Origin of the sequence: Vulcanisaeta distributa JCM 11217, assembly GCF_001316005.1 — an archaeon.
Lineage (GTDB): Archaea > Thermoproteota > Thermoprotei > Thermoproteales > Thermocladiaceae > Vulcanisaeta > Vulcanisaeta distributa_B.
Genome location: NZ_BBBJ01000004.1, coordinates 153,160 through 175,285 on the forward strand (window position 1 = coordinate 153,160; position 22,126 = coordinate 175,285).

General features: G+C 46.8%; 23 protein-coding genes, 1 tRNA gene and 5 pseudogenes. 18 read left to right on the plus strand and 11 right to left on the minus strand.

The window, feature by feature from the left end; genetic code table 11:
- Window positions 1–146 precede the first annotated feature (146 nt).
- Entirely contained in the window at window positions 147–695 is a 549-nt protein-coding gene (locus JCM11217_RS05725; RefSeq protein ID WP_243678487.1) for a nucleotidyltransferase family protein, read from the minus strand.
- A 342-nt stretch (window positions 696–1,037) separates the two neighbouring features.
- On the opposite strand from JCM11217_RS05725, the pseudogene prpB reads away from it, so the two are divergent.
- Window positions 1,038–1,983, plus strand: a pseudogene (gene prpB, locus JCM11217_RS05730) (methylisocitrate lyase).
- Between the two features lie 57 nt (window positions 1,984–2,040).
- Entirely contained in the window at window positions 2,041–4,041 is a 2,001-nt protein-coding gene (locus JCM11217_RS05735) for a 3-hydroxyacyl-CoA dehydrogenase/enoyl-CoA hydratase family protein (protein ID WP_243678488.1), read from the plus strand.
- A 182-nt stretch (window positions 4,042–4,223) separates the two neighbouring features.
- On the opposite strand, the gene JCM11217_RS05740 is transcribed toward JCM11217_RS05735, so the two are convergent.
- Genes JCM11217_RS05740 through JCM11217_RS14310 form a run of 3 tightly spaced genes read right to left on the minus strand, consistent with a single transcriptional unit; the run spans window position 4,224 to window position 5,994 of the window.
- A complete protein-coding gene (locus JCM11217_RS05740) occupies window positions 4,224–4,871 on the minus strand; it encodes an ABC transporter permease (protein WP_243678489.1) in 648 nt (215 codons plus the stop codon).
- A 5-nt stretch (window positions 4,872–4,876) separates the two neighbouring features.
- Window positions 4,877–5,317, minus strand: coding sequence for a hypothetical protein (locus JCM11217_RS14305; RefSeq protein WP_243678490.1), 441 nt, complete (start codon window positions 5,315–5,317; stop codon window positions 4,877–4,879).
- 50 nt (window positions 5,318–5,367) lie between these two features.
- The gene (locus tag JCM11217_RS14310; protein WP_243678521.1) at window positions 5,368–5,994 is read right to left on the minus strand and encodes a substrate-binding domain-containing protein; all 627 of its coding nucleotides are present in this window, start codon (window positions 5,992–5,994) and stop codon (window positions 5,368–5,370) included.
- 154 nt (window positions 5,995–6,148) lie between these two features.
- Between JCM11217_RS14310 and JCM11217_RS05750 the strand changes: the two genes are divergently transcribed.
- From JCM11217_RS05750 to JCM11217_RS14330, 7 genes and pseudogenes are all read left to right on the plus strand, one after another.
- Window positions 6,149–6,712: a hypothetical protein gene (locus JCM11217_RS05750; RefSeq protein WP_243678491.1), complete on the plus strand. Its 564-nt coding sequence runs from the start codon at window positions 6,149–6,151 to the stop codon at window positions 6,710–6,712.
- A 286-nt stretch (window positions 6,713–6,998) separates the two neighbouring features.
- A pseudogene (locus tag JCM11217_RS14315) lies at window positions 6,999–7,456 on the plus strand (ABC transporter ATP-binding protein).
- Window positions 7,429–7,656: a hypothetical protein gene (locus JCM11217_RS14320; protein ID WP_243678492.1), complete on the plus strand. Its 228-nt coding sequence runs from the start codon at window positions 7,429–7,431 to the stop codon at window positions 7,654–7,656. Before JCM11217_RS14315 ends, JCM11217_RS14320 begins: the two are co-directional and overlap by 28 nt.
- A 9-nt stretch (window positions 7,657–7,665) precedes the next feature.
- Window positions 7,666–8,130: an ABC transporter permease subunit gene (locus JCM11217_RS14325; protein WP_243678522.1), complete on the plus strand. Its 465-nt coding sequence runs from the start codon at window positions 7,666–7,668 to the stop codon at window positions 8,128–8,130.
- Entirely contained in the window at window positions 8,073–9,332 is a 1,260-nt protein-coding gene (locus tag JCM11217_RS05760) for an ABC transporter permease subunit (RefSeq protein WP_243678493.1), read from the plus strand. The genes JCM11217_RS14325 and JCM11217_RS05760 overlap by 58 nt, the downstream gene beginning before the upstream one ends.
- 79 nt (window positions 9,333–9,411) lie before the next feature.
- Window positions 9,412–9,936, plus strand: coding sequence for a hypothetical protein (locus JCM11217_RS05765; RefSeq protein WP_243678494.1), 525 nt, complete (start codon window positions 9,412–9,414; stop codon window positions 9,934–9,936).
- Entirely contained in the window at window positions 9,936–10,085 is a 150-nt protein-coding gene (locus JCM11217_RS14330; protein WP_243678495.1) for a hypothetical protein, read from the plus strand. Before JCM11217_RS05765 ends, JCM11217_RS14330 begins: the two co-directional genes overlap by 1 nt.
- A 48-nt stretch (window positions 10,086–10,133) precedes the next feature.
- Here JCM11217_RS14330 and JCM11217_RS05770 read toward each other — a convergent pair whose 3' ends face one another.
- The 4 genes and pseudogenes from JCM11217_RS05770 to JCM11217_RS05785 all read right to left on the minus strand — a co-directional run bounded on the left by JCM11217_RS05770 (window position 10,134) and on the right by JCM11217_RS05785 (window position 13,632).
- The gene (locus tag JCM11217_RS05770; RefSeq protein WP_054842340.1) at window positions 10,134–10,571 is read right to left on the minus strand and encodes a 50S ribosomal protein L14; all 438 of its coding nucleotides are present in this window, start codon (window positions 10,569–10,571) and stop codon (window positions 10,134–10,136) included.
- Window positions 10,572–10,612: 41 nt separating this feature from the next.
- A pseudogene (glyS, locus tag JCM11217_RS05775) lies at window positions 10,613–12,390 on the minus strand (glycine--tRNA ligase).
- A gap of 182 nt (window positions 12,391–12,572) precedes the next feature.
- Window positions 12,573–13,337, minus strand: coding sequence for an arginase family protein (locus JCM11217_RS05780; RefSeq protein ID WP_243678496.1), 765 nt, complete (start codon window positions 13,335–13,337; stop codon window positions 12,573–12,575).
- Window positions 13,330–13,632, minus strand: coding sequence for a hypothetical protein (locus tag JCM11217_RS05785; protein WP_243678497.1), 303 nt, complete (start codon window positions 13,630–13,632; stop codon window positions 13,330–13,332). Before JCM11217_RS05785 ends, JCM11217_RS05780 begins: the two co-directional genes overlap by 8 nt.
- 443 nt (window positions 13,633–14,075) lie before the next feature.
- Here JCM11217_RS05785 and JCM11217_RS05790 point away from each other — a divergent pair, with 443 nt between their 5' ends.
- The 6 genes and pseudogenes from JCM11217_RS05790 (at window position 14,076) to JCM11217_RS05815 (ending at window position 17,716) form a co-directional block, all read left to right on the plus strand.
- Window positions 14,076–14,642, plus strand: a complete 567-nt coding sequence (locus JCM11217_RS05790; protein ID WP_054842341.1) for a 2-oxoacid:acceptor oxidoreductase family protein — start codon at window positions 14,076–14,078, stop codon at window positions 14,640–14,642.
- The gene (locus JCM11217_RS05795) at window positions 14,639–14,959 is read left to right on the plus strand and encodes a 4Fe-4S binding protein (protein ID WP_054842342.1); all 321 of its coding nucleotides are present in this window, start codon (window positions 14,639–14,641) and stop codon (window positions 14,957–14,959) included. The genes JCM11217_RS05790 and JCM11217_RS05795 overlap by 4 nt, the downstream gene beginning before the upstream one ends.
- Window positions 14,959–16,200, plus strand: a pseudogene (locus JCM11217_RS05800) (ferredoxin oxidoreductase). The gene JCM11217_RS05795 and the pseudogene JCM11217_RS05800 overlap by 1 nt, the downstream one beginning before the upstream one ends.
- Window positions 16,197–17,146, plus strand: a pseudogene (gene porB, locus JCM11217_RS05805) (pyruvate synthase subunit PorB). Before JCM11217_RS05800 ends, porB begins: the two co-directional pseudogenes overlap by 4 nt.
- Before the next feature lie 18 nt (window positions 17,147–17,164).
- Complete coding sequence (locus JCM11217_RS05810; protein ID WP_054842365.1) at window positions 17,165–17,602, plus strand: hypothetical protein; 438 nt, start codon at window positions 17,165–17,167, stop codon at window positions 17,600–17,602.
- Between the two features lie 11 nt (window positions 17,603–17,613).
- A tRNA-Ser gene (locus JCM11217_RS05815) sits at window positions 17,614–17,716 on the plus strand.
- Window positions 17,717–17,963: 247 nt separating this feature from the next.
- Here the strand turns inward: JCM11217_RS05815 and JCM11217_RS14335 are convergent.
- Window positions 17,964–18,350 carry a hypothetical protein gene (locus JCM11217_RS14335; protein ID WP_243678498.1) on the minus strand — a complete coding sequence of 129 codons (387 nt, stop codon included), beginning with the start codon at window positions 18,348–18,350 and terminating at the stop codon, window positions 17,964–17,966.
- The gene (locus JCM11217_RS14340) at window positions 18,311–19,276 is read right to left on the minus strand and encodes a hypothetical protein (protein ID WP_243678499.1); all 966 of its coding nucleotides are present in this window, start codon (window positions 19,274–19,276) and stop codon (window positions 18,311–18,313) included. The genes JCM11217_RS14335 and JCM11217_RS14340 overlap by 40 nt, the downstream gene beginning before the upstream one ends.
- A gap of 130 nt (window positions 19,277–19,406) precedes the next feature.
- On the opposite strand from JCM11217_RS14340, the gene JCM11217_RS05825 reads away from it, so the two are divergent.
- From JCM11217_RS05825 to JCM11217_RS05835, 3 genes are all read left to right on the plus strand, one after another.
- The gene (locus JCM11217_RS05825) at window positions 19,407–19,853 is read left to right on the plus strand and encodes a hypothetical protein (RefSeq protein WP_243678500.1); all 447 of its coding nucleotides are present in this window, start codon (window positions 19,407–19,409) and stop codon (window positions 19,851–19,853) included.
- 800 nt (window positions 19,854–20,653) lie between these two features.
- Window positions 20,654–21,103, plus strand: coding sequence for a hypothetical protein (locus JCM11217_RS05830; protein WP_054842344.1), 450 nt, complete (start codon window positions 20,654–20,656; stop codon window positions 21,101–21,103).
- 124 nt (window positions 21,104–21,227) lie between these two features.
- Complete coding sequence (locus JCM11217_RS05835; RefSeq protein ID WP_054842345.1) at window positions 21,228–21,545, plus strand: hypothetical protein; 318 nt, start codon at window positions 21,228–21,230, stop codon at window positions 21,543–21,545.
- On the opposite strand, the gene JCM11217_RS05840 is transcribed toward JCM11217_RS05835, so the two are convergent.
- Window positions 21,540–22,115 (minus strand): hypothetical protein, encoded by a 576-nt coding sequence (locus JCM11217_RS05840; RefSeq protein WP_054842346.1) that lies wholly within the window; start codon window positions 22,113–22,115, stop codon window positions 21,540–21,542. The two genes, JCM11217_RS05835 and JCM11217_RS05840, sit on opposite strands and share 6 nt — an antisense overlap.
- Between the last annotated feature and the right edge of the window lie 11 nt (window positions 22,116–22,126).

Here is a 22,126-nt window from a genome sequence, read left to right on the forward strand (position 1 = left end):
TGGCCCCCCCCTCCTCAGCAACTGCCCTGCTATGGCCCTACCAATGCCCCCCCTGGAAGCCCCCCCGTAACCAGTATTACCCTATTCCTGAGCTTACCCATTAATGACTTATCAACTACCTGCGGTAAAAGGCATTCCTCCTTTTCTCACTTTTCCTGGTACCTTCTGAATCTCTCCTCTATTGTTCTCCTTATTTCATTCAATTTGTCAAGAACACCCTCACGCCTCGCCCTATCGATTAAGTAATTCCAATCCACATTACCCCCCCATTGAGTAGCCAGAACCGCTGCAGCTCTCTCGCAGTCAGCGTCTGATGACCAATAAACACAGGCGTTTAGGCTCGTAACCACGTTATCCTCAGGCGACTCAACATAAACATGCCCATCACCCACCCTTAACATCTTAACCCTACCCACGTAGGTCACCCCCCCAACCACGTCTAGGGCCAAAACCCCCCCGAAGTAATCACTAACCCACACCCTACCCTCTCTCCTTGCGTTTATACGGCCCAACTCCTCATAAAGTATGCCCATGGCTCTCTCCGAATCCCTGGAATCAATGATTACGTCGATATCCCCCCCAGTCCTGTAAATACCGCCACTATATAATTCGGCGGCAAAGCCACCAACAATTATGACTCTACCCACACCCTCAGACTCAAGCCTATTATTAACCCTGGCCAGGAAGCTCAGCAATGTGTTTCCCTGCCCTCATCAACCCTGATAGCCATTAATGTACAATCATCATTGACGCAATTAATAAGGTAGCGGGTGAATAATGACCAGTTATTAATGATTAAATATTCATTGGTAATACGTACATCACCCCCCCTCCTCATTATGGCGCGTGATAGGTCTATGATTAATTCAAGCCTATCCTTAGCTCGATCCGGCGGTAACCTACGTATGCCCCCTTCTACCGAATATTGACCTAACGCTACGCATTACAGCGTCATTATAATGGTTGGGTGGGTAATAAAGCTGAGTTTTAACTGATCATGGAATTACTTATTAAGGGATTATTGATTAAGCGCAATGATGGATGCTGTATTATTAAGAAGGAATAAGAGGGATCCCAGGGAGGTTAGGGCTTGGTTTAGGGAGAGGCTGTCAAAGCCCGGCATTGTCATTGCGCCAGGGGGGGCTTTCGATGCCTTTGTCGCCCTAATGATTCAGCAACTGGGCTTTGAGGCCCTCTACGTCTCTGGCGCGGCCTTCAGTAGTTCCCTGGGTTTACCCGACCTTGGCGTATTCACCCTTGATGAGTTAGTCAAGTTTACTAAGTACATTACAGATGCCGTCGACATACCCGTCATTGTCGATACAGACACGGGCTTTGGCGAGACGCTTAACGTAGTTAGGACCGTGAGGGAGTTCGAGTCGATAGGAGCCTCGGCAATTCAAATCGAGGATCAGGAGTTACCCAAGAAGTGCGGTCACCTGAGCGGTAAGCATGTGGTTTCTGCCGATGAAATGGTTAAGAAGATTAGGGCTGCGGTTGAGGCGAGGAGGATGAGAACTTCTTAATTATTGCTAGGACTGATGCCCGCGGTGTTTACGGCTTGATGAGGCGATTTGGAGGGCTCAGGCATATGTTGAGGCTGGGGCGGACGTAATATTCCCTGAGGCCCTAGAGAGTAAGGAGGAGTTTGCCAGGTTTGCTAGGGAGGTTAAGGCGCCATTGCTTGCTAACATGACGGAGTTCGGCAAGACGCCTTACATAACGGCTAAGGAGTTTGAGGAGATGGGTTATAAGATAGTGATATTTCCAGTGACGACCTTTAGGGTCGCCATGAAGGCCGTTAGGGATGCACTGATTGAGCTTAAGGAGAAGGGTACTCAGAAGGACCTTCTTAATAAGATGATCACTAGGCAGGAGCAGTATGAGGTAATTCATTACTGGGATTATGAGAATTGGGATAAGGATTTGAATGAAAGAGTAAGTAAGGAATTCGCTGGAAAGCTAAGGCTTAAGGAGCAATGAGGCCACGTGAGGCATGGTAATACTAAATAAACCCTTAATTAAAATCACATACTTAATATGTCAAGCTTAGGTATCAAACGGGTTGCTGTGTTAGGTGCAGGCACAATGGGTCATGGCATAGCCGAGGTCTTTGCAATGGCTGGTTTTGAGGTAAACCTCATGGACATATCCGATGATATATTAAGAAATGCCCTTAACAGGATTCGGGATAGTCTCGAGAGACTCAGCAGGAGGGGGGGTGAACTGAGGGAGAGTGTTGATTTAATAATGTCTAGGATACACACAACCACAAAGGTTTCCGATGCCGTTAAGGACATTGACTTCCTAGTCGAGGCCGTACCTGAAAACGCTGATTTAAAGAAGAACATATTCAGGGAGGCCGATCAGCATGCACCACCCCATGCAATATTCGCGTCTAATACGAGCACCATACCGATAACGGAGCTCTCCGAGGCCACGTCACGTAGGGAGAGGTTCATCGGCATGCACTTCATGAATCCACCGCCTCTCATGAAACTCGTGGAGATAACGAGAGGTAAATATACGAGTGACGAGACGGTTAACATAACGGTTCAGTTAACTAGGATACTCAATAAGGAGCCTGTTGTTGTTAATAAGGATGTACCAGGGTTCATAGTTAATAGGGTTTTGTTTAGGGTTATGCTTGAGGCTTGTCGTGAGGTAACGCAGGAAGGTGTTAAGATAATTGACCTGGACGCCATGGCGAGGAACGTCCTCGGCCTACCAATGGGGCCATTTGAACTACTTGATTACATAGGTCTCGACACAAGCCTCTTCATTGTTAAGGCGATGACAGAGAGGGGGTTCAAGGCCCATCCCTGCCCATTACTCGAGGATTTAGTGAGTAAGGGTAAGCTTGGTGTTAAGTCAGGTGAAGGCTTCTATAAGTATCCAGGGCCTGGGCAGTACGTGAAGCCCAGGATACTGCCCGAGCAGGGACTTGAGCTTGACCCAGTTAAGTTAATGGCACCCGCAATCAATGAATTGGCATGGCTCGTTAGGGAGGGCGTGGCTACCGTGGATGACATTGACAAGAGCGTGAAGCTAGGCCTTAATTACCCGTGGGGGGGATTATCGGAATTCGCCGATGAGGCTGGTATTGACAATATCGTCGACGCCTTAACACAGCTTAGGAGTGCCAGTGGTTGGGAGGAGTATGAGCCTGACCCATTACTGATTAGTTATGTTAAGGAGGGTAGGTTGGGTAGGAAGAGCGGTAGGGGGGGCTTTAGGGAGTACCCCCCCGAGGTTGAGTTTAGGAAGTACGACGAGGTAATGCTCAGGATTGACCCACCGAGCGCCTGGATAATCCTGAACAAGCCCGATAAGTTAAACGTGCTAACGCCGAGGATGGCTGATGAAATAGTCAATGCGTTGAGGAGTGTTGAGGATGATCCAAGGATTAGGGTTGTGGTTATCACGGGCAGTGGTAGGGCGTTCTGCGCAGGCGCAGATATTAATCAGTTCCAGAACGCAACGCCAATGCAGATGTTTAAGGCGATGAGGCACTACCACTCAATGACTCTTGAGATTGAGTACTACACGAAGCCTGTGATAGCTGCGATAAACGGCTATGCCCTTGGTGGCGGTTTAGAGATTGCAATGGCCTGTGACATTAGGGTGGCGAGTGAGGACGCGTTGATGGGTCAGCCTGAGATAAACCTAGGCATAATACCGGGTGCAGGAGGAACACAGAGGCTGACCAGGTTGACTAACCTGGGCATTAGTAAGGAGTTGATACTCACGGGTAAGCAAGTAAGCGCTAAGGCGGCTCTTGAGTACGGCATTGTCAACAGGGTCGTGCCAAAGCATGCCCTTGAGTATGAGGTTATGAGATGGGTTAAGGAACTAGCCTCAAAGCCGCCACTAACGCTCATGCTAGCCAAATACGCGATTAATTACGGTTATGAAGCTCCAATATGGAGCGCACTAAGCAATGAGGCCTCATTATTTGGCGTGGCAATATCGACTAAGGACGCGCAGGAGGGTGTCAGGGCCTTCCTAGAGAAGAGAAGGCCGAGGTTCACCGGTGAGTGAATTACCAAAGTTTAAACCTGGCAACCCCCCCACCACTTATTAATTCAATCAGTACTATAATTATTATGGAGATTATCAACGACGCAGATGCATAACCAAGAGCTAAGGTAGGCCATAAACCTCATATGAATACCAAATTAATATTGGCAGTGGATATACGTAATTAAACAGTGGTGGATTAACTATGTAGTAAGCAGGATGACTATTGAGCCAAACTCGCTGATTGACCTACCCCCCCATGCAAGTAGGAATGAGGATATTAACTCCTTACGCGTCATTGGAATAACAACCCTCATAAAGACACCCCCCCACTGACTAAGCCCTAGGGTTAGGCCCACATACTCATAGACTGGGTCGAGATTATCAAACACCTGTCTAAGGGCCCCCCCTATGGTTATTGGTGCCGAGACTATGAAATAGGCGGCGACTAAGCCCCCCCATATCGTATCCATGAGTGGTAATTTACGTATTATGGGTATTGGCGAGATTGGCGATACGAGTATTAAGAGCGATAAGCCAACTATTGTGTGGGGGGGTATGGTTAATGGACTCGTTAAAAGACCACCAACAATACTATCGAGGGGTTTAGGTATTAATTCACGGGATATGGCATAAGCCGTTGGTAATCCGAGCGCTAACGTTAATGCGGCTGCTATTGAGGCACCAAGTAATGTTACCACGGCACCATAAATGAATAACGTGCTCGTGAATGCACTTAATAAATTGTTTGAGCCCTCATATAGCAATACGGCTATTGGTAGTAACAACATTAACGACATGAGTACTATAAACGGTGTGAATGCATGCCTTGAGTTGTCCAACCCCCCCATCACCATTAACCGCCGTACTCAAGCAATGAGGAGTTGACAAGTATCCTAATAAGCGGCGGAGCCGCACTTACATTTCCATAAAATATTGCCGGTGTTAATGGCTTAATTCCAAGGCTCCTCATTAATTCTTGACCGCCTGGTGTCATTAGGTACATTATTAATTCCTCGGCTAACACCTTATTTGGTGCCTGGTTAGGTATTGTTAGGGCTAACTGAATTGGCGCACCTCTAACCACTAGGCTCTGCCCGTTGACCACTATGATCACGTAAGCCTCACTATAGTAATTCGAATATGCAGGGTCGCCCAGGTTGACCTGAGGCGGCAATGGGAAGTAGGGTAGCCCAGCGCTTTCGGCTGAGGATTTATAAATTGCAATGTCGAACCAAACCTTACCTGTCTCTAGGGGGGGGCCAAACAACTCACTGCCAGCGAGTACCTCATACACATTACCCGTGCTATTTGCGTAGTTAAATAGGTCAATGTAGTAATTCCTGCCTAAACCCCCCAGTAAATACCTGTTAATTGGAGCACCATTAATGCCCTATAGCCCTCAGGGTCTGTGTTTGGGTTTGATGTACCTACCGCGTAAGCTCCGTACTCACGGGCTAGGTTGAGCGTCTCGTTAGAGAATATGAGGTTTAGGAATTCCCTCGTTATTATCATGGCCTCGGTATAATTACCCTCACTCAATGCTCTCTTCTCAGTTGCCGTTAAATTGCTTACTATGCCCAATAGGGGGGGCTTGGGCATGTTTGGTGAGTAGGCAATGACCATTTGGTCACTGGCAATGGCTATGTACCAACTCGTTACGTTACTTGGGTATAAAAGTGACGTTAATATGTACGGGTCTATACTCGCATAAATCGAGTAACCACCCGGGTTTAGGATAACCTGCCTAGCAGCCTGTACGGAGCCCATGCCGGTCACAACGACGTTAATACCCAACTCCTTACCTGCCTCCCTAAATAATTGTGCATACAGCGAGGCCGTTATAACGCTTAGGGTTTGTGGAGCCGTCGGTTTAGTTACTTGTTGAGCATGTTGAATCGTCGGTATTGAATACCCTATTAGTAATCCTATCATTAGTGATACCATTACTGGAACTAATACGCCGGCCCTCATCACGTTATAACGCCCTAATGCGCCTATTTTAAGATAGTAAGTCGATGTGATCTGATCGTATAAAGTATTTTAAATTAATTAATGATGGAAGTATTGCGCGGGATGACAAGGACAAACTTTGACGCGCGTAAATCAGTGTTCATTAAGAGACTAATTGAGGAGGGGGAACCAGCATAGGGTTGATTTTGACATTTACGATTTCCTACTAGCCTTTAATAAGTCCCTGAATGATTATTATACAACGAGTAGTTGTAGTGGCCGTATTGCCCTGGCCAAAGCCCCCCCACGGCTTAGTTACTCAAAGGGTTCGGGGCTCTTTAAATTCATCGCTAAATGGCATAGACCTGTCACTTACGGTGAGATTATCGGTGTCATTAATGGAATTAGTGATGGTGATGTATGGCTGCTTGTTAGGGCACCGATAATGCATTTCGTGGCCCGGGATCTAAATGGTGCATTGAGGATTTTAAGAATAGCGAGGGAGGCTGGTTTTAAGCATAGCGGTATTTACTCGGTGACCCATGATGGTGTTGTGGTTGAGGTTCAGGGCGAGGATCGTTTTGAGGTTCCAATAATTATTAATGGCAAGCTAATAGTGCCAGCGGAAGACTTAAGGCGTATAATCGATATTGCTAATGAGACTTTGATGTTTGGTAAGTTCAGGTTGGTGCACTTAATACGGTTAATAGAGGTTAAGTTGCTTGGTAGGACTGACTAGGTGATATGCCTAGAACTTATTTCAAGGAATCTTATAGAGAGTTTAATACTGAAAATATAAGTATTGAGAGTTCCATATAATTACGTATTAAGCAATCAATGGGTTATTTCCGCAGAATAAGATTTTTAAGTGAATTTTCATTCGCAGTCATGGTGGGACAATTGCAACGGTAAAGGAACCGATCCTTGAGGTTATTGATGTTAGCTATAGCTACAAGACTGAGAAGGGTCCTATACCGGTCCTTAAGAACATAAGTTTCAGGGTTTATTCTCATGAGTTTGTTTCAATAGTTGCACCAACAGGTACTGGAAAAACCACATTACTAAGGATAATAGCTGGTTTGAGGAAGCCTGATAGTGGTAAGGTCCTCCTCATGGGTGAGGAGGTTAGGGGGGGCCAACGCCTAAACTCGCAATGATATTTCAGGACTTCGCCCTTTACCCGTGGCTTACCGCGCTCGAGAATGTGGAGTTGGCGTTACTTCATAGGAAGGACCTTAGTAAAGAGGTTAGGAGAGAAATCGCTAAGAAGTATCTGGAGCTTGTTGGCCTTGGTGGTTTCGAGGATTATTACCCAAGGGAGTTGAGTGGTGGTATGAAGCAGAGAGTCGCTATCGCAAGGGCATTGGCGGCGCAGCCGGTGGTTTTGCTTATGGATGAGCCATTTGCGAATCTCGATGCCATAACGGCCGAGGGTTTAAGGCTGAGATCTACAACATGGTATTTAATGAGGAGTCCACGGTAAAGGCGATAATTATGGTCAGCCATAACCTCGAGGAGGTTGTGGAACTGAGTGATAAGGTGATAATACTTGGCGGAAGACCTGCGAGTATCATTGCTGAGGTTGAGGTTAAGTTGCCTAGGCCTAGGAACACAAGGGATATTGAGTTTCAGGATTACCTAGATAGGCTGTACTCATTACTTTCAATAAGCCTTAAGGTTTAGGCGGTGGCTATGGACATTTGGTCCATAGCCCTTATAGCATTCTTAGCAACACTCGCCACATTCGGTAGGGTCGCATTAACGATAATGCTGAGTATAGTGCTTGGTTGGTTCCTCGGTTATGCCGCGGCCAAGAGTGGGCTCTTTGAGAGGATATTCCTATCAATCACCCAAACACTTGAGGCTGTACCTGTAATTACGTTCTTCCCAATAGTCCTGATATTCTTCGTTAAGTCAATAGGTGGTTACATAGGCACTGAACTAGCCGTGGACTTCCTGGTATTCACGGCGGTTGTATGGAATATATGGGTTGGTGAGTACGAGGCCATTAAAACAGCGCCGCAATCACTTGAGGACGCCGCTGAGATGTTAAACCTAGGCTTCTGGGTAGGTTTAGGTACCTGTATATACCCATTACGATGCCCAGGATCGCCGGTAATGTCCTCGTTAGCTTCGCCGATGCCCTATTTTACATAGTGGTTAGTGAGGTGATTACGCTGGGTACGACGCAGTACGCCGTTTTTGGTATAGGCGCATTAATAGCTTCATGGACAAGTAGGGGGGAGTGGGCAGCAGCATTTACTGGGCTTGGTATATTGGTGGTTATGGTGACTGTGGTTCTCTTCGGCGTACTTAGGCCATTTGTTAACTGGGCTGTTAAGTATAGTTATGACCCATTTATGGAGGTTACTAGAACTAGGATTAGGAGGCCTGTGATCACGAGTCGTGTTAGGTCATTAGCGGCTAGGAATATGAGGTATCTAAGGAGGGTTGTGGCTGTTGAGGATGCCATAATGCCCATATTCGTTAGGGCGTCGAGCTACGCCGTTAGACATAGATTACTTGTGAGGCCTAGACCTAGGAATATAATAACGAGTACCGAGAGGTACATAGGTATTGGGCTGGTTATTCTCATTCTTGGTTTAATTGCTTATTCAATCTATGGGACTTGGCAAACGACATGGGTTCCAATAATGATTAACTTATACAAGTACGGGTTGCTTTATCTTTATTACCTTGGGCTTGATTGGTTGAGGGTCGCCCTGGTAACTATTGCGTCAATATTAACGGCAATCCCCATTAACTACTTAATGGTAACTCATAGGAGGGTTGAGACGGTACTACTACCAATACTTGAGGATTTAGCATCAATACCCGTGTCTGCTTACCTGCCATTAATAGCCATTCCCTTTACCACGTACTTAGCCATAACCCTCGGGCTTCATATATCCCTTGAACTATTAGTGTTTCTAGTGGCCTACCTGAGCACTGCCTGGTACGTGATTTATAACATGTACGTGGGCATGAAGACGATACCCAGAAGTCTTTGGGATGTAGCTGAGAACCTCAAGTTAAGTACATGGCAGAGACTTAGGAAGTTAGCGATACCGGGTGCTATGCCAGCTACGATAACGGGATTGGCAAGTACGGTTGGTTCCACCTGGGGGGGAGGTCTTGAGGTTGCTGAATACATTCAGGGCCTTAATGGGCAGGTTTACATGGTTCACGGATACACCGCCCTAATGGACTACTACACGGCGATAGGTAACGTGGTTGGCCTTGAGGCCATGAGCTTAATACTCGCCATAAACGTAATACTACTTAGCCTCTTCCTCTGGAGGAGGCTATTTAAGTTGGCTAGAGAGAGGTATAGGCTTGAGGGCGCAATAACCCTTTGAGCTATTCCACATTAATTACCTCAATCGCGTGTAATAAGACTTATAAGTATTCTAATGCATACATGTAAATAGAAGTGCTATGTCTAAGGAGGGACAGGGAAGTGAGGAGACCTACTCTAGAACTACGATTATGGTTCCTAAGAACATAGCAACCGAACTTTCACGCGTAGCTAAGGCTAGGGGGGGTAGAACATTATTCCACGTAGCCGGTGAAGGCTTAAAATTAACCACCGAACTTATTAAGGATGGTTTCGAACCATCAGACCTAATCTACTTCTGGCGATTATACAAAATACTCAGCTCGATGGATATAATACCAATGCCCATGAAGTTAATCGAAGAGGTGTGCACACACATAGTGTCGATGTTAATAAGCTTCTCCAATAATGATAAGATACCGAGCGACCTTAGGGAAGAGGCGGGTAAGGCAGTTAATGAATTATGGAATATCTATGAGAAGTACGGCCACCAGGTTGGCGCACTGGTGAGGATGGAATTTGAAAATCTCGAGGAACTACTTGAGGCGGTCTCAAGGGTTAGTCGATTATTAGCTGTTAGGCATGTTGAGATCAAGAAATTAGGCCCCCCAACATCATTGAGTTAATGGCTATTGGGCCTAGCGGGACTTCCGATATTGGTAATAGGGCACTTCTATCATTTATAAGAGGTTTTGTTGCGCAGTATGATTATGAGGTTGTTTCTGAGGAGGCGAGGGCTAACGTGCTCAGGGTTGTGCTACAAAAGAAGACTTAATGCGATGTTTCAGTGTAGGCATTAATTTATTAGAGACAGTATTTTTCCTTATATTATTATTGTTGCTAGGTTTGAGATGCCAGGCCACCTCAGTGCTGCCTCCATGGCCACCGGGCCATGTATTTCACTACCCTTTGGTGCGCCATTCTCATCAGTAATAACCACGGCATTATCTTCAAAGGCGATCCAAGTACCATCGGGTCTCCTATACGGTCTTCTCTGCCTAATGACGATGGCTCTAAGTATCTGTTTCCTAACCTCAGGCTTACCCTCAACAACGCTGACAACGACCATGTCGCCCACCGAGGCTCCAGGTATTTCCCTATGAACGGGCTTGGCGGTATGCCCAACAATGCCTATGACTCTGACAAGCTTGGCGCCACTGTTATCCGCAACAGGGACTAGGCTGTTTATGAATATGCCAGGCGTCTTGTGAAATCTCCAACTAACACCTACTTGACGCGCACCACCCCCCCTCTTCGCCATTGATAAATGCAGGCTAGACTTGGCTTATTAAACTTATCCACTTATTCCCTAACGATTAATTGAAGACCCATTGACCTAGCGATCTCAGCTATTGTTAATCTCCTTGAAACCGCATCATTTATTATCCTAATAACATCGTCTATGCCAACCCTGACCTGGGCCTTGGTATCCCTATCCCTAATCGTTACTGTGTTATCGATGGGCGTCTTATCATCTATCGTTATTGCGAATGGCACGCCCATGGAGTCGTACTTGGCATACCTACTGCCTATGGTTCCATCATCATCATAAACAGCCCTAATACCTGCCAGTGATAATTCCCTGAACATCATCCTACCAATACTAACGTATTCCTGCTTCTTAATTATCGGCAGTATCACGGCCTTTATTGGCGCAATATCTGGCGGTAACTTAAGTAATGGTTTTCCATTAACCTCCGTGTAGGCATGTTCCAGGGTTACGTAGACGATCCTATCAACACCAAAGGATGGCTCAACATCATGCGGAATAAACCTCTCAACATGGACTTTCCTCCTCTCCTCCTTAATGAAAACCATATCGCTCGTTATGGCATATCCATCAATGACGACCTTACCCTTGTTAGTTAATTCATTAGTTAACCACCTTGGGTCGGCCTTACTAATGGCTTGCATGACCTTAGCCATCTCATTACCAAAGACCTCCCTAATCCTCTGTGGGTTTGGATAAACCCTAACCTCGACAATCTCCTTTGGCGTGGTTAACCTTCTTTCGACGGTTAAATCATAACCGCTATATCGAGCATGCCTGCTGAGGTCATAATCCGTCCTATACGCATGCCCGCTAACCTCAACCCAGCCGAACCTCTCACTATAAACCATTTGATCAAAGCTCGCCGCCGCATAGTGGGCCCTCTCCTCAGGTAATTTGGCGAGGAAGTACTGGTGATCAAGTGGTATGCCGAGCTCGTTCATGTAAATCGTGGCCAAGCCCATGAAGAATGCCATCCACTCATTAGGCACAACACCACTCTCAACAGCCTCCCTAGGCCTGAACTCCCTGGGCTCCTTAACGCCCGCGGCAACATCCTTCTCAGGTATTATCCTCAACTTAACATCCAACTCATCAAGATACGGGCACTTGGCGTTTTCCGGGTCGAAGAAGAACTCAATCTCCATCTGGGTGAATTCCCTAAGCCTAATTAAGCCCTGCCTAGGCGATATCTCGTTCCTACCAACCTTACCAATCTGGGCAATACCGAGCGGCAACCTCCTACCCACTAGGTTGAATACCTTTGGGAATGACACGAACATTCCCTGGGCAGTCTCAGGCCTTAGATAACCAACGTTATCGCTATAAGGCCCTATCGTAGTTTGAAACAATAGGTTAAAGGGCCTAACACTACCCAATTCACCACCACAAACAGGGCATCTAATGTTGTACTTCCTAATTAATCCATCAAGCTCCTCTAAACTTAAACCCTCAGTCTTTATTGAAATACCCCTCTTACCGAGCTCCTCCTCTATTAAGTGGTCAGCCCTAAACTTACGGCCACACTTCGTGCATTCGACAATTGCATCTGTGAAATGCTCGAGATGCCCGCTAGCCTCAAAGACTATCTTCGGCATTATTATCGCGTCTCCACCTCAACTATGAAGTCCTGGTAGGGATAGATGAAGACCCTACGCCACTTCTCAATAATATTCCTCTTCAACTCGACACCGAGTGGTCCATAATCATAGAAACCACCAACCTCAGCCTTACCCCCCCTATAAATCTCAAAGCTCGGGTAGAAAAATCCGCTCTCGCTCATTAACTCCAGGAATTTCTCGAGATCCATTCGTCGCGATAATTACTGGGCGTATTTAAATAATTTTCACAGGTAATTAAGTACGTCTAATATTAACTTAATAATCGTTGGTAACGACATTAACCCCCCCGGGTCATTAGGCGGTGAGTACTCAACAATATCCATAGCCTTAACCCTGGAACCACCGTAGTCAAGAACCGCCTTAATAATCCTTAGTAACTCGCCGTAATCAAGCCCAAAACCTCCGGGTTTCCAACGCCTGGCATTATTGATGGATCGAGAACATCGACATCAATACTAAGGTGGATCGGTCCAGGGTAACTATCGATTATACCTCTAATGAAAAGCCTGAGCTCGTGGTAATCCATGGACTTTATGTCCCTGGTCGATAACAACGTGGAGTCCTCGAGACTTTTCACGAAATTTATTTCCTCCTTATCATATGACCTAAACCCAAGGAAAACAAGTGACTGAGGCCTAACCTGATTAATTAGGTGCCTTACAAATGTGGCGTGCGATAAGGACTGCCCCACCGGCCACTCCTCCCTTGAATCTAAGTGCGCATCTACATGTATATAAATGCCGTATGAACCCTGGGACTCCCTAACCGCCCTAGCAACACCAAGGCTTAGCGTGTGTTCACCGCCAATATTGACCACCCTACCCCCCCACGTATTAATGGCGTCCCTAACCACTAAGCCGATCCTTTCCAAATTCCTGTCAGCCATGCCCTGCAATAACGATAGATCACCTAAATCACAAGCCTTCTCAAGCGGGTCGATGCCCAGGTCCTCGGTAGGCGTGAATTCGAAGTACTGGCTCCAGGCCCTAATAACGTCGGGTGCAAATCGGGTTCCTGGCCTAAAACTAACCGTGTCCTCCATGGGAATACCAAGTATTGGTATACCACGGCCACACTTAGGTACCCCGAATAACGTGTATTGGGAAGCGACGTAAAAATCAATATTACTACTCATGGGAAATCACCTCCATAATCCTCTCCTTAATGGCTAAGAAACTTGAATACGCAACTTCCCAGGCGTTGGCCTTATCATACTCATTGAGGTTATTACCCAATTTCTCACCAGGTCTAACCACGTAAATGCCAATGCCGGCCCTCCTAAGTATTAGGTACGAGGGGGGGTAACAAAGCGAGCCGTGTGGAGCCAATACCGCCGTTGCATTAAGCTCAACGCATCTCCTGGCAACCGTTGGCCTCTTATTCACGGAGTTCAAGGCTGGGTTAACCTCCTTATGAATTATGACCCCCATTCTTAATAAGGACTAAGTATTGAGCCTTTGAAAATAAATTAAATGTTAAATCCTCATTAACCGTAGTGCATATAACATCATCCTCCCTAATCATTAATATCAACAACGTGCCTTAAACAAGTCCTTTAAAAGCATTCGGAGTTAAGCCATAGGTCTTACCTTAAGTTGGATAATACACGTGAATTACTTTACGAAAATCTATTTAAGGGAATTAGAAAATGATGGTTTAGAGCCCATACCTGCCTTGCATTCACACCATTGGGCCACCCACGACCCGGCAAAACTGGGCCGCGGGACCCAATGGTGTGGGTGCATGCAGGGGGGGCAAAATCCTTATCGGTAATCGTGCTTAATGAATAATATCCGTATTCTCAATGGTTTATTTATGGGAATATAGAATAAAGGGTTTATAAAAGGGCTCTATAACGACTCAGTGACCGAGAATGAGCGCCTCAACCATTGAAATAACATTCTTTGGCAGGGGGGGTGGGCAGGGCGCCGTAACTGCCGCGCAGATTATTGCTCAGGCGGCTATTAGGCGTGGCCTATTTGCCAGTTCATTCCCTGAGTATGGTGCTGAGCGTAGGGGGGGCGCGCCTGTTAGGGCATATGTTAGGTTGTCTAGGGAGCCAGTACTGGCCAGGGAACCCATTGAGAGGCCAGACATATCCGTGGTCTTTGATACTAGGTTATTAAGTGTCTTCAATATACCGCAGATAACGAAGAGCTACATAGTCATCAATGCAACGAGCATTGATGATGTTAGGCAGTCAATAGGTAAGTTCGGTGGTAAGGTCGTCTACGTAAATGCGTATGAAATATCCACAAAGCACCTGGGTAAGCCCATAGTTAATACAACGATGCTTGGCGCACTACTTAAGATTCTTGATCTAGTGGATATAGAGACCGTTAAGGAATTAGTCCTGGAAACCTTCGGCAAGAAGCTTGGTAAGTCAAATGCGGAGGCTTTAGAAGAGGCTTATAAAGTGGCTGAGGTGGTCGTGCTATGATGAAGCAATTAACCTGGAAGGACCTGCCGATCGGCGGCATAATCATTGAGCCAGGTAACGCGCGTAGGAATGTGACTGGTTCTTGGAGGACTGAGAGGCCTGTGATTGACCAGGACGCATGCATTAGGTGTAGGATTTGCTGGATGTACTGCCCAGAGCCTGCAATACTTGAGTTGAAGAAGCCGTACACCACAAAGTCAGGTAAGAAGTATGACTTGACTTATGAGATTGACTACGATCACTGCAAGGGCTGCGGAATATGCGCCCACGAATGCCCAGTCAAAGCAATAAAAATGGTACCGGAGGTGACCGGGTAATGGCTCTCGCAAAGGCATTGAGTGTTAGGGAGGAGATCGTCAAGGAGAGGCTTGGATTAACGTCAAATTATGCTGCGGCCTATGCGGTCAAGGCCGTTGATGTTGACGTAATTGCGGCGTACCCAATAACGCCGCAGACCACTATAATAGAGAAGCTCGCGGAGTTCGTGGCTAATGGCGAGATAGACGCCGAGTACATACCGGTGGAGTCAGAGCACAGTGCCTTATCGGCTGTCGTCGGCGCGGCAGCCGCTGGGGGGGCTAGGGTATTCACTGCAACGTCGGCTCAGGGTCTCGAATTCATGCATGAAGTCCTCTACATAACCTCAGGTCTTAGACTACCAGTCGTTATGGCTGTTCCCGGCAGGGCATTATCAGCGCCAATAAGCATTCATGGTGATTACCAGGACATAATGAGTGCTAGAGATGCTGGTTGGATAATGCTCATTGCCTCCTCTGCTCAGGAGGTTTATGATTCGATAATCATGCCTACAGAATCGCCGAGGACAGCAGGGTCCTACTACCCGTCATGGTGTCCTACGACGGATTCCTAATGAGCCACACCACAGAGCCAGTGGAGATTTATCATGAGGAGTATGTTAGGAAGTTCACACCGAGAAACTTAAATAGGCATAGGCTTGACCCGAGAAACCCAATAACCATTGGCGTTATTGCAAGCCTGATTGGTACTACGAAATTAAGTACCAGGCAATTAAGGCGCTCAAGGATTCGAGGAGCGTGATTAAGGAGGTTCATGAGGAATTCAATAAGACTTTCGGAACTAACTACGACATAGTCGAGAAGTACATGCTTGATGATGCCGATTACGTATTAATAACCTACGGAGGCGCATCAAGCGGCAATGCTAAGGAGGCTGCATTAAGGGCTAGGGAGAGGGGATTGAAGGCGGGCGTCTTAAGAATAAGGTTGTTCAGGCCATTCCCCCCCACCGACGAGGTTGTTAACGCGATTAAGGATGTGAAGGCTGTAGCTGTGATTGATAGGCATTGTCGCCAGGTAATACGTATGAGGGCCCTGTGTTTAATGATGTGGTTTCGGCATTATATAGTAGGGGGGGTATTGATAAGCCCGTGGTTTCCGTGGTTCACGGCATATCCCAAAGGACTATGCTCGTTGATGACTTCTATAACCTTTATAAAATGCTTGATGAGTACGCAAGGACTGGTGAATACCCGAGGAAGACTATATTCATGGGTTTAAGGGGGGGTGGTGAGGCATGAAGGTGTACTTTAGGACAATAAAGGATTTACCAGTGGAGGAGTACTATGGACCTGGTCAGTTAACCTGCGCTGGCTGTGGTCCTTCAATAGCCGTTAGGTGGTTACTTAAGGCAGCTGGGTCAGACATTATTGTAGTTAACGCGACTGGCTGTATTGAGGTGACTACTACTTCGTACCCATACACCGCATGGAGTGTGCCTTACCTGCACGTGGCCTTTGAGAACTCAGCCGCGGCGGCATCTGGCGTGGAGTCTGCGTTAAAGGTGCTTAGGAGGAAGGGTATCCTTGATACTAAGGCTAAGGTAATGGTTATTGCTGGTGATGGTGGTACTTATGATATTGGTTTGCAGTCTCTCAGTGGTATGCTTGAGCGTGGTCACGGCGTGCTCTACGTACTCTACGACAATGAGGCATACATGAACACAGGAATACAAAGAAGCGGAGGGACACCGCACTTTGCCTGGACGACGACTTCACCGGTAGGTAGTAAGTTGAGGGGGGTAAGGTTCAGAGGAAGAAGGATATAATGAGCATTGTCATTGGGCACCACATACCATACGCAGCCACAGCAAACATAGCCTACCCAATAGACCTGGCAAATAAGGTCAAGACAGCCCTTGACTACCTCGATGAGGGTCCAGCCTTCATACACGTACTAGCACCATGCCCACCAGGCTGGCGCTACCCGGAGGAGATGACCGTGGAAATAGCCAGGCTAGCCACGGAAACAGGCTACTTCCCACTATACGAGTGGGACCACGGCAGAATAAGGTTCAACCCACCAAGCAACGCCCACTTCGATAAGTCGAAGAGAAAGCCAATAATTGAGTATCTGAAGAGGCAGGGTAGGTTTGCGCACTTGACGGAGGAGGACATTAAGGAGATTGAGAAGGAGATCGATGAGTACTGGGACTACCTAGCAAGGCTTGCCAAGGCCTTTGGTTAAACCATGAATTGCTTCCTAATGTCCTTAAAACCACAATTTGCATATGAAATTTTAATAGGCAGTAAGAAATGCGAGGTCAGGACCTTTATCAGCCCAATAGGTAGGGGGGGCGATATTGTCCTAGTTTATTACTCAAGCCCCGTGAAGGCTGTTAAGGGGGGGTTCTTCATAGCTGGTGACTCAATCGTAGTAAGGCCAAGCGAGTTAATGGACGTATTAAACAATAGATGCAGCGACATGCCCAGGGACAACCTGGAGTATGTAATGACCAGGTACTTAAGGTCGAGGAGGAAGATACTCATACTTGAAGTAATAAATCCAACAATACTACCAAATGCGGTGACAATGGAAGAATTAAGGAAGCTGAACATAAAACCACCAAGAAGCTACATGAAGATAAACAATAGGGCCTGCCAGGAAATAATAGCAAAAGCTTTAAATCGAAAAACACAGTAAAAACAACCGCCGGGGGGGTGGCCGAGCTAGGTCCAAGGCGCGGGACTCGAGAGCAAGACCAAGGCATCCCGTCCCCGCAAGGGGGGGGCCCGGGTTCAAATCCCCGCCCCCCCGGCACCACCATGGTGTTGGTTTTTGTGGTTTGTTTTGCCCGTGGGCTTTGGGTGGGTCTTGGCAGTTTAGGTTCGTCATTGCCATGGCTATCCTTTGTGCCCTCTTTTTGTTATCCTCATTTACTGCCTCCTCATGCATTCTCTTCAATACCTCGCAGGCCTTGGTCATGAGTTCTGGGTGCTTCTTTAACTCGCCCTGCCCTATGTAGACTTCGAAGCCCTTTTTGAGGCTCCTAAGCCCAACATCCTCATAGCCGGCTTCCTTCAACCTCTCCAAGATGCCCATGCTCCTCATAGTCCCTACGCATAACCCTAAGCTCAACAGAGCCACTATTATTCACGTGAACGTTCATTTTAACGCCAACAGCCTCGATTGATGACCTACCTAAAGGCTTAATCCTCGTGCCTGCCAGTGTAATTAAGTTCCTGAGCTTCTTGGCATCCAATAATGAGCTTAAATCATTAATCAAGGCATTGTTTAATGAATCGTTTAGCATCTTCCTAGCCAATTCAACAGCCCTCGAGGACATAACCTTATACATTACTTTGTGTCTCTCATCCCACTCCCTAAACCCGAGGCTCCTCAACCTCTCGATTATGTTGCCCCCCCACAATTCACGCTTCGACTTACCCATTGTGAGCCTAACAAACTCCTCTTCAACATCCACATTGCCATCGCCAAGCATTGCGAATAGTAGGAACACCAGGAATTCTTCATCACTGAGCTTGCTGGCTTCCCCAGCGACCACGCTTTGCCCTCGAACACGCCCCTATGGTCAATAGCTCTTAAATGCCACCTAACGCTTAAGTCACCGTCATTGAGGCTCACGCCATCTATGCGCATATAATTACTCCCGGGCCAAGCCATTAGCCAGGCGATGGCTTGCCAGAGCTGGTTCGTAACCATCACTGGGTAGCCGTACTTGTCAACCGAGCCGTCAGTCATCAACAGCCCGCACTGCATTGCCCTTAGCTTGTTTTCGCCGAATTGCTTTGGCACGGCTATGTGAGTGCCCTTGAGACCGGTGAATATAATTTCTATCGTTGTGCTTCCCGACTTAGCCACCCTCTCCACATCAATTGCCAGGTGATCCGTGTATAAGTGAGTCATGAAGTTCTTGTCCTCATTAAACGGCTCACCGCTTATGATTATCGTTGCCTTATTGCTCCTCAACTCCTCAATCAACTCCTCCAGCTCTCTTCGATAAGTACTGAACCACCCCCCCTCCCTGCCTTGCTCAGCTAGCTTGAGCATCTTCTCTCCGACATCATGCATTACCTTCCTTAGCATGATTACGTTTTCGTCACCGCCATCCTCAATCTTCGCCTTAATTTCCTGTAGCCAATCACTGAGCGATTTAATGGCGTAGTCAAACGGCGTGTTCTCATCACTCAACAGCATACTCCTGTGCTTCTCAACTCTATCGAGGAACTCGTTGACTAATTTCATCGCTTCCTCGATGATCCCTGGGTCATTGACTTCTTCACCGCATTCAAGCCTCCTCGAGCCCCCCCTTACCCTCACGCCCCCCCAGCAAATCCTTAAGCCGTTAAGAGCCATGAGACATCCATGGATCTAACTCCCAACGAGGCTAATAAATCACTACCAGGGAAGTGCTGAATGGGCTTAAGCAGGCAATTGAAAAGAGAGTCTTAGTCCACACTAAGGGGGGACTCGGTGAGGCTTAGGGATGGGAAATACCACTGCTCATGCTTCGAGACCAGTTAGGCTTATACAGAAAAGCGAGGTTTGCACCCACATAGCAGCCGTGATCCTACAGGGAGTACTCAAGGCTAATGCAGCCAGTCTATGCAGCCGTAATAACCATGGAGTGCGAGGGGGGGACTACCACCTAGAAGTCATGGACAAGGAAGTCAAGGTGATTAGGCAGGTGAAGTTAATGGGCAGTGACGTTGCTAAGCCAAGGTACAAATTCACGTACATCATAACAAGCAATAACCCAAAGACGGTCAAGGTTAGGTACGCATGCGGTGATGAGGTTGACGAGCGAGAGGTGGTCTTGAGTAAAACCATGAGGTACTTAGTCGAGTTGCTATTGGGGGGGAGTTGGTGTGTTAACGCACTTGGCAACACGCTTAAGCCGAGGAAACGAGGATCAAGACCAAAACCGCCATAAACAAAAACCAACACCCAGGAAGTAGGCAATAATACTCAACGTATCGCCGGGAGACAATGCGTACTGCATTTTACCTCCCCCCCCACAGTCTTCCAAGGCATCTTGAACAGTGCCATTACGAAGCCCCCCCTCCCACTCTCTTGACTGAACCTTTCAAGCCTTAGTAGGCTTCAACCTCCCACCCTCAACCCCCCCGTACTCCCTCCCAGCCATCCTCTATATTGGAAAGTACTGGCTTTAACAACCCAACAATCGTAAATGGCGAACAAAGCAGCGCCTCAGCCCAACCCATCACATGACTACAACACTTTAATGATTAGAATGCCCAGGGCTGACACCCCACACAAGCCCTACCAGCGGGAGGTCCCGGGTTCAAACCTCGGCCCCACACCACGGATTTATCAATTTCATATTTAGTACTTGAGCCGTTAATCATCATGTGTTTATTGAGTAGTCTGTTACGTAATCATGGCCGTATCATTGACTTTACTCGGTTCTTCTTAACTGAACTCCGGAGTAAAAAATCCAGTGAATTAAGGAAAAATCGATGGGTATGGGTTTACATAATAGGTTAGTTGCTTCAATAATAGCTATCGCCGCATTAACTTTACTATTTCTAATAAGTGCCGAGGTATTTGGCGCAGTGCCATTGATGCCGCTTCATCGTATGAGTACTACTACGTGTCTGGTGAGGATACCTTCTTCTACGGGCCTATAGCTCGGCTCCAGGCTCAATAACGGTTACCAGTAGCTCTAACTATGAGTACCCGTTACAGTTAGCTAATACTGCCGTTGAGATAATGAACATAGTAGTTGAGCTTGCCACAGCCTCGGATCTTGTCAATATCATTGAATCAACGATACAGGCACAGAACTCCGCCATTGCCGAGAATGACACGTACGTCTTTAATCCACAGAATCTTGCCTTTGGCTATGCCTTCCAGTTTGGCATTGATGATCAGATGAACATGTACATACCGAGCCTCGAAACCATTTCTGCGTACGTACCCATTGATGAGAATTTCACGCTTGTTAGTCCCGAGTACGTAGTTAATGGCGGTGTTGGTTATTACGTGTGTCAGAACTATGCTTATTACGCGATGCAGGTTCTTTGGGATGTAACCTTTGTATGGGGTAATCCATCTAATTTGAATTTCCAGGTTGGTCCAATAACCGCGCCTGGCTATACGTACAGCGGTCCATTAGCCGCAGGTCAAGTATGCACGTATTACATTGGCGCACCTTCGTAATTTACTTTCTATTTTAATCTTAAAATCATTAAATAGTTACTTAGTCTACCGTTTCTCTGACTTATATTTAATGATTAACCTCATTAATGATTAATTTTTATACGGGTAATTTGTTGGGTATTTTGTGCCCTGCAGTGTTTATCTTGATAGGAGGGTGTTTTCGAGGGGGGGTGAGCCCATCTACATCACACTCGTTAACCTGGGTGATACTCCCGTTACGATTGGTTCGTGGCAGGTAATTGATGCCAGCGGCAGGGTTGTTTATTCAATTGAGCCTCCTCAGATTGTCATTAGCCCAAGCTCCTCCTTCGTTGTTGTTTGGTTTCAGTTTGATAATGATGGTAAGCCCGTTGATAGGGGGGGTAGGTATAGGGTTGTTTGGCGGCCTATGGTTGATGGTAATGCCCTTGAGTGCTTTAGTGATTTCTTCGATGTTTTATGACTGGCTTTTCATCTTTGTTAGTAGGTATCTGGATATGACTATGTAGGTTACGGCGAAGATTACGAGGGCTGTGAATGGGTCTACCAGTGGTACCGTAATGGTTGTTATTACGTAATAAGTAGTAAATGATGCCAATAGGGATATTGTTAGGAATGTGAGTATCCACTTGATTAGGCTATTCAATGCATTGTTAACCTCGTCCTTATCATAACCCCCCCTACTGCTGAATTCCCTCATGTACCTCACGTAGTTATTATAGAGTTGAGACAGTATTAATGAGTACTCTATGATGATTATTGACCCATCAAATGCGGTTAAGCCCTGAGATGGAATGAGCGCCATGTGAAGAATGTACGGTACATAACCCTGTGACATTACTGATATTATCAACGCCATTATTAGGGCTACCCAGGACTCGGCGGATAAATTGCCCATGAGAAGTCCAATAAGCCCTATTGAGAGAGTTATGGCAATTAATATTAGGCTAATTGATGGGCTACTAAGCATTAATACTATGAAGGGTATCACGGGGGGGAGCACCAGTGATAATGCGGCTAGGACTTGCCTCATTTCATAACCAC

Excerpts from the sequence above, each read along its gene's own strand:
- JCM11217_RS05735 (WP_243678488.1), top strand. The coding sequence starts at position 2,041 with ATGTCAAGCTTAGGTATCAAACGGGTTGCTGTGTTAGGTGCAGGCACA.
- JCM11217_RS05740 (WP_243678489.1), bottom strand. The coding sequence starts at position 4,871 with ATGGGGGGGTTGGACAACTCAAGGCATGCATTCACACCGTTTATAGTA.
- JCM11217_RS14310 (WP_243678521.1), bottom strand. The coding sequence starts at position 5,994 with ATGAGGGCCGGCGTATTAGTTCCAGTAATGGTATCACTAATGATAGGA.
- JCM11217_RS14320 (WP_243678492.1), top strand. The coding sequence starts at position 7,429 with ATGGTATTTAATGAGGAGTCCACGGTAAAGGCGATAATTATGGTCAGC.
- JCM11217_RS14325 (WP_243678522.1), top strand. The coding sequence starts at position 7,666 with ATGGACATTTGGTCCATAGCCCTTATAGCATTCTTAGCAACACTCGCC.
- JCM11217_RS05760 (WP_243678493.1), top strand. The coding sequence starts at position 8,073 with ATGCCCAGGATCGCCGGTAATGTCCTCGTTAGCTTCGCCGATGCCCTA.
- JCM11217_RS05765 (WP_243678494.1), top strand. The coding sequence starts at position 9,412 with ATGTCTAAGGAGGGACAGGGAAGTGAGGAGACCTACTCTAGAACTACG.
- JCM11217_RS14330 (WP_243678495.1), top strand. The coding sequence starts at position 9,936 with ATGGCTATTGGGCCTAGCGGGACTTCCGATATTGGTAATAGGGCACTT.
- JCM11217_RS05770 (WP_054842340.1), bottom strand. The coding sequence starts at position 10,571 with ATGGCGAAGAGGGGGGGTGGTGCGCGTCAAGTAGGTGTTAGTTGGAGA.
- JCM11217_RS05780 (WP_243678496.1), bottom strand. The coding sequence starts at position 13,337 with ATGAGTAGTAATATTGATTTTTACGTCGCTTCCCAATACACGTTATTC.
- JCM11217_RS05785 (WP_243678497.1), bottom strand. The coding sequence starts at position 13,632 with ATGGGGGTCATAATTCATAAGGAGGTTAACCCAGCCTTGAACTCCGTG.
- JCM11217_RS05790 (WP_054842341.1), top strand. The coding sequence starts at position 14,076 with ATGAGCGCCTCAACCATTGAAATAACATTCTTTGGCAGGGGGGGTGGG.
- JCM11217_RS05795 (WP_054842342.1), top strand. The coding sequence starts at position 14,639 with ATGATGAAGCAATTAACCTGGAAGGACCTGCCGATCGGCGGCATAATC.
- JCM11217_RS05810 (WP_054842365.1), top strand. The coding sequence starts at position 17,165 with ATGTCCTTAAAACCACAATTTGCATATGAAATTTTAATAGGCAGTAAG.
- JCM11217_RS14335 (WP_243678498.1), bottom strand. The coding sequence starts at position 18,350 with ATGGGTAAGTCGAAGCGTGAATTGTGGGGGGGCAACATAATCGAGAGG.
- JCM11217_RS14340 (WP_243678499.1), bottom strand. The coding sequence starts at position 19,276 with ATGGCTCTTAACGGCTTAAGGATTTGCTGGGGGGGCGTGAGGGTAAGG.
- JCM11217_RS05825 (WP_243678500.1), top strand. The coding sequence starts at position 19,407 with ATGGGAAATACCACTGCTCATGCTTCGAGACCAGTTAGGCTTATACAG.
- JCM11217_RS05830 (WP_054842344.1), top strand. The coding sequence starts at position 20,654 with ATGAACATAGTAGTTGAGCTTGCCACAGCCTCGGATCTTGTCAATATC.
- JCM11217_RS05840 (WP_054842346.1), bottom strand. The coding sequence starts at position 22,115 with ATGAGGCAAGTCCTAGCCGCATTATCACTGGTGCTCCCCCCCGTGATA.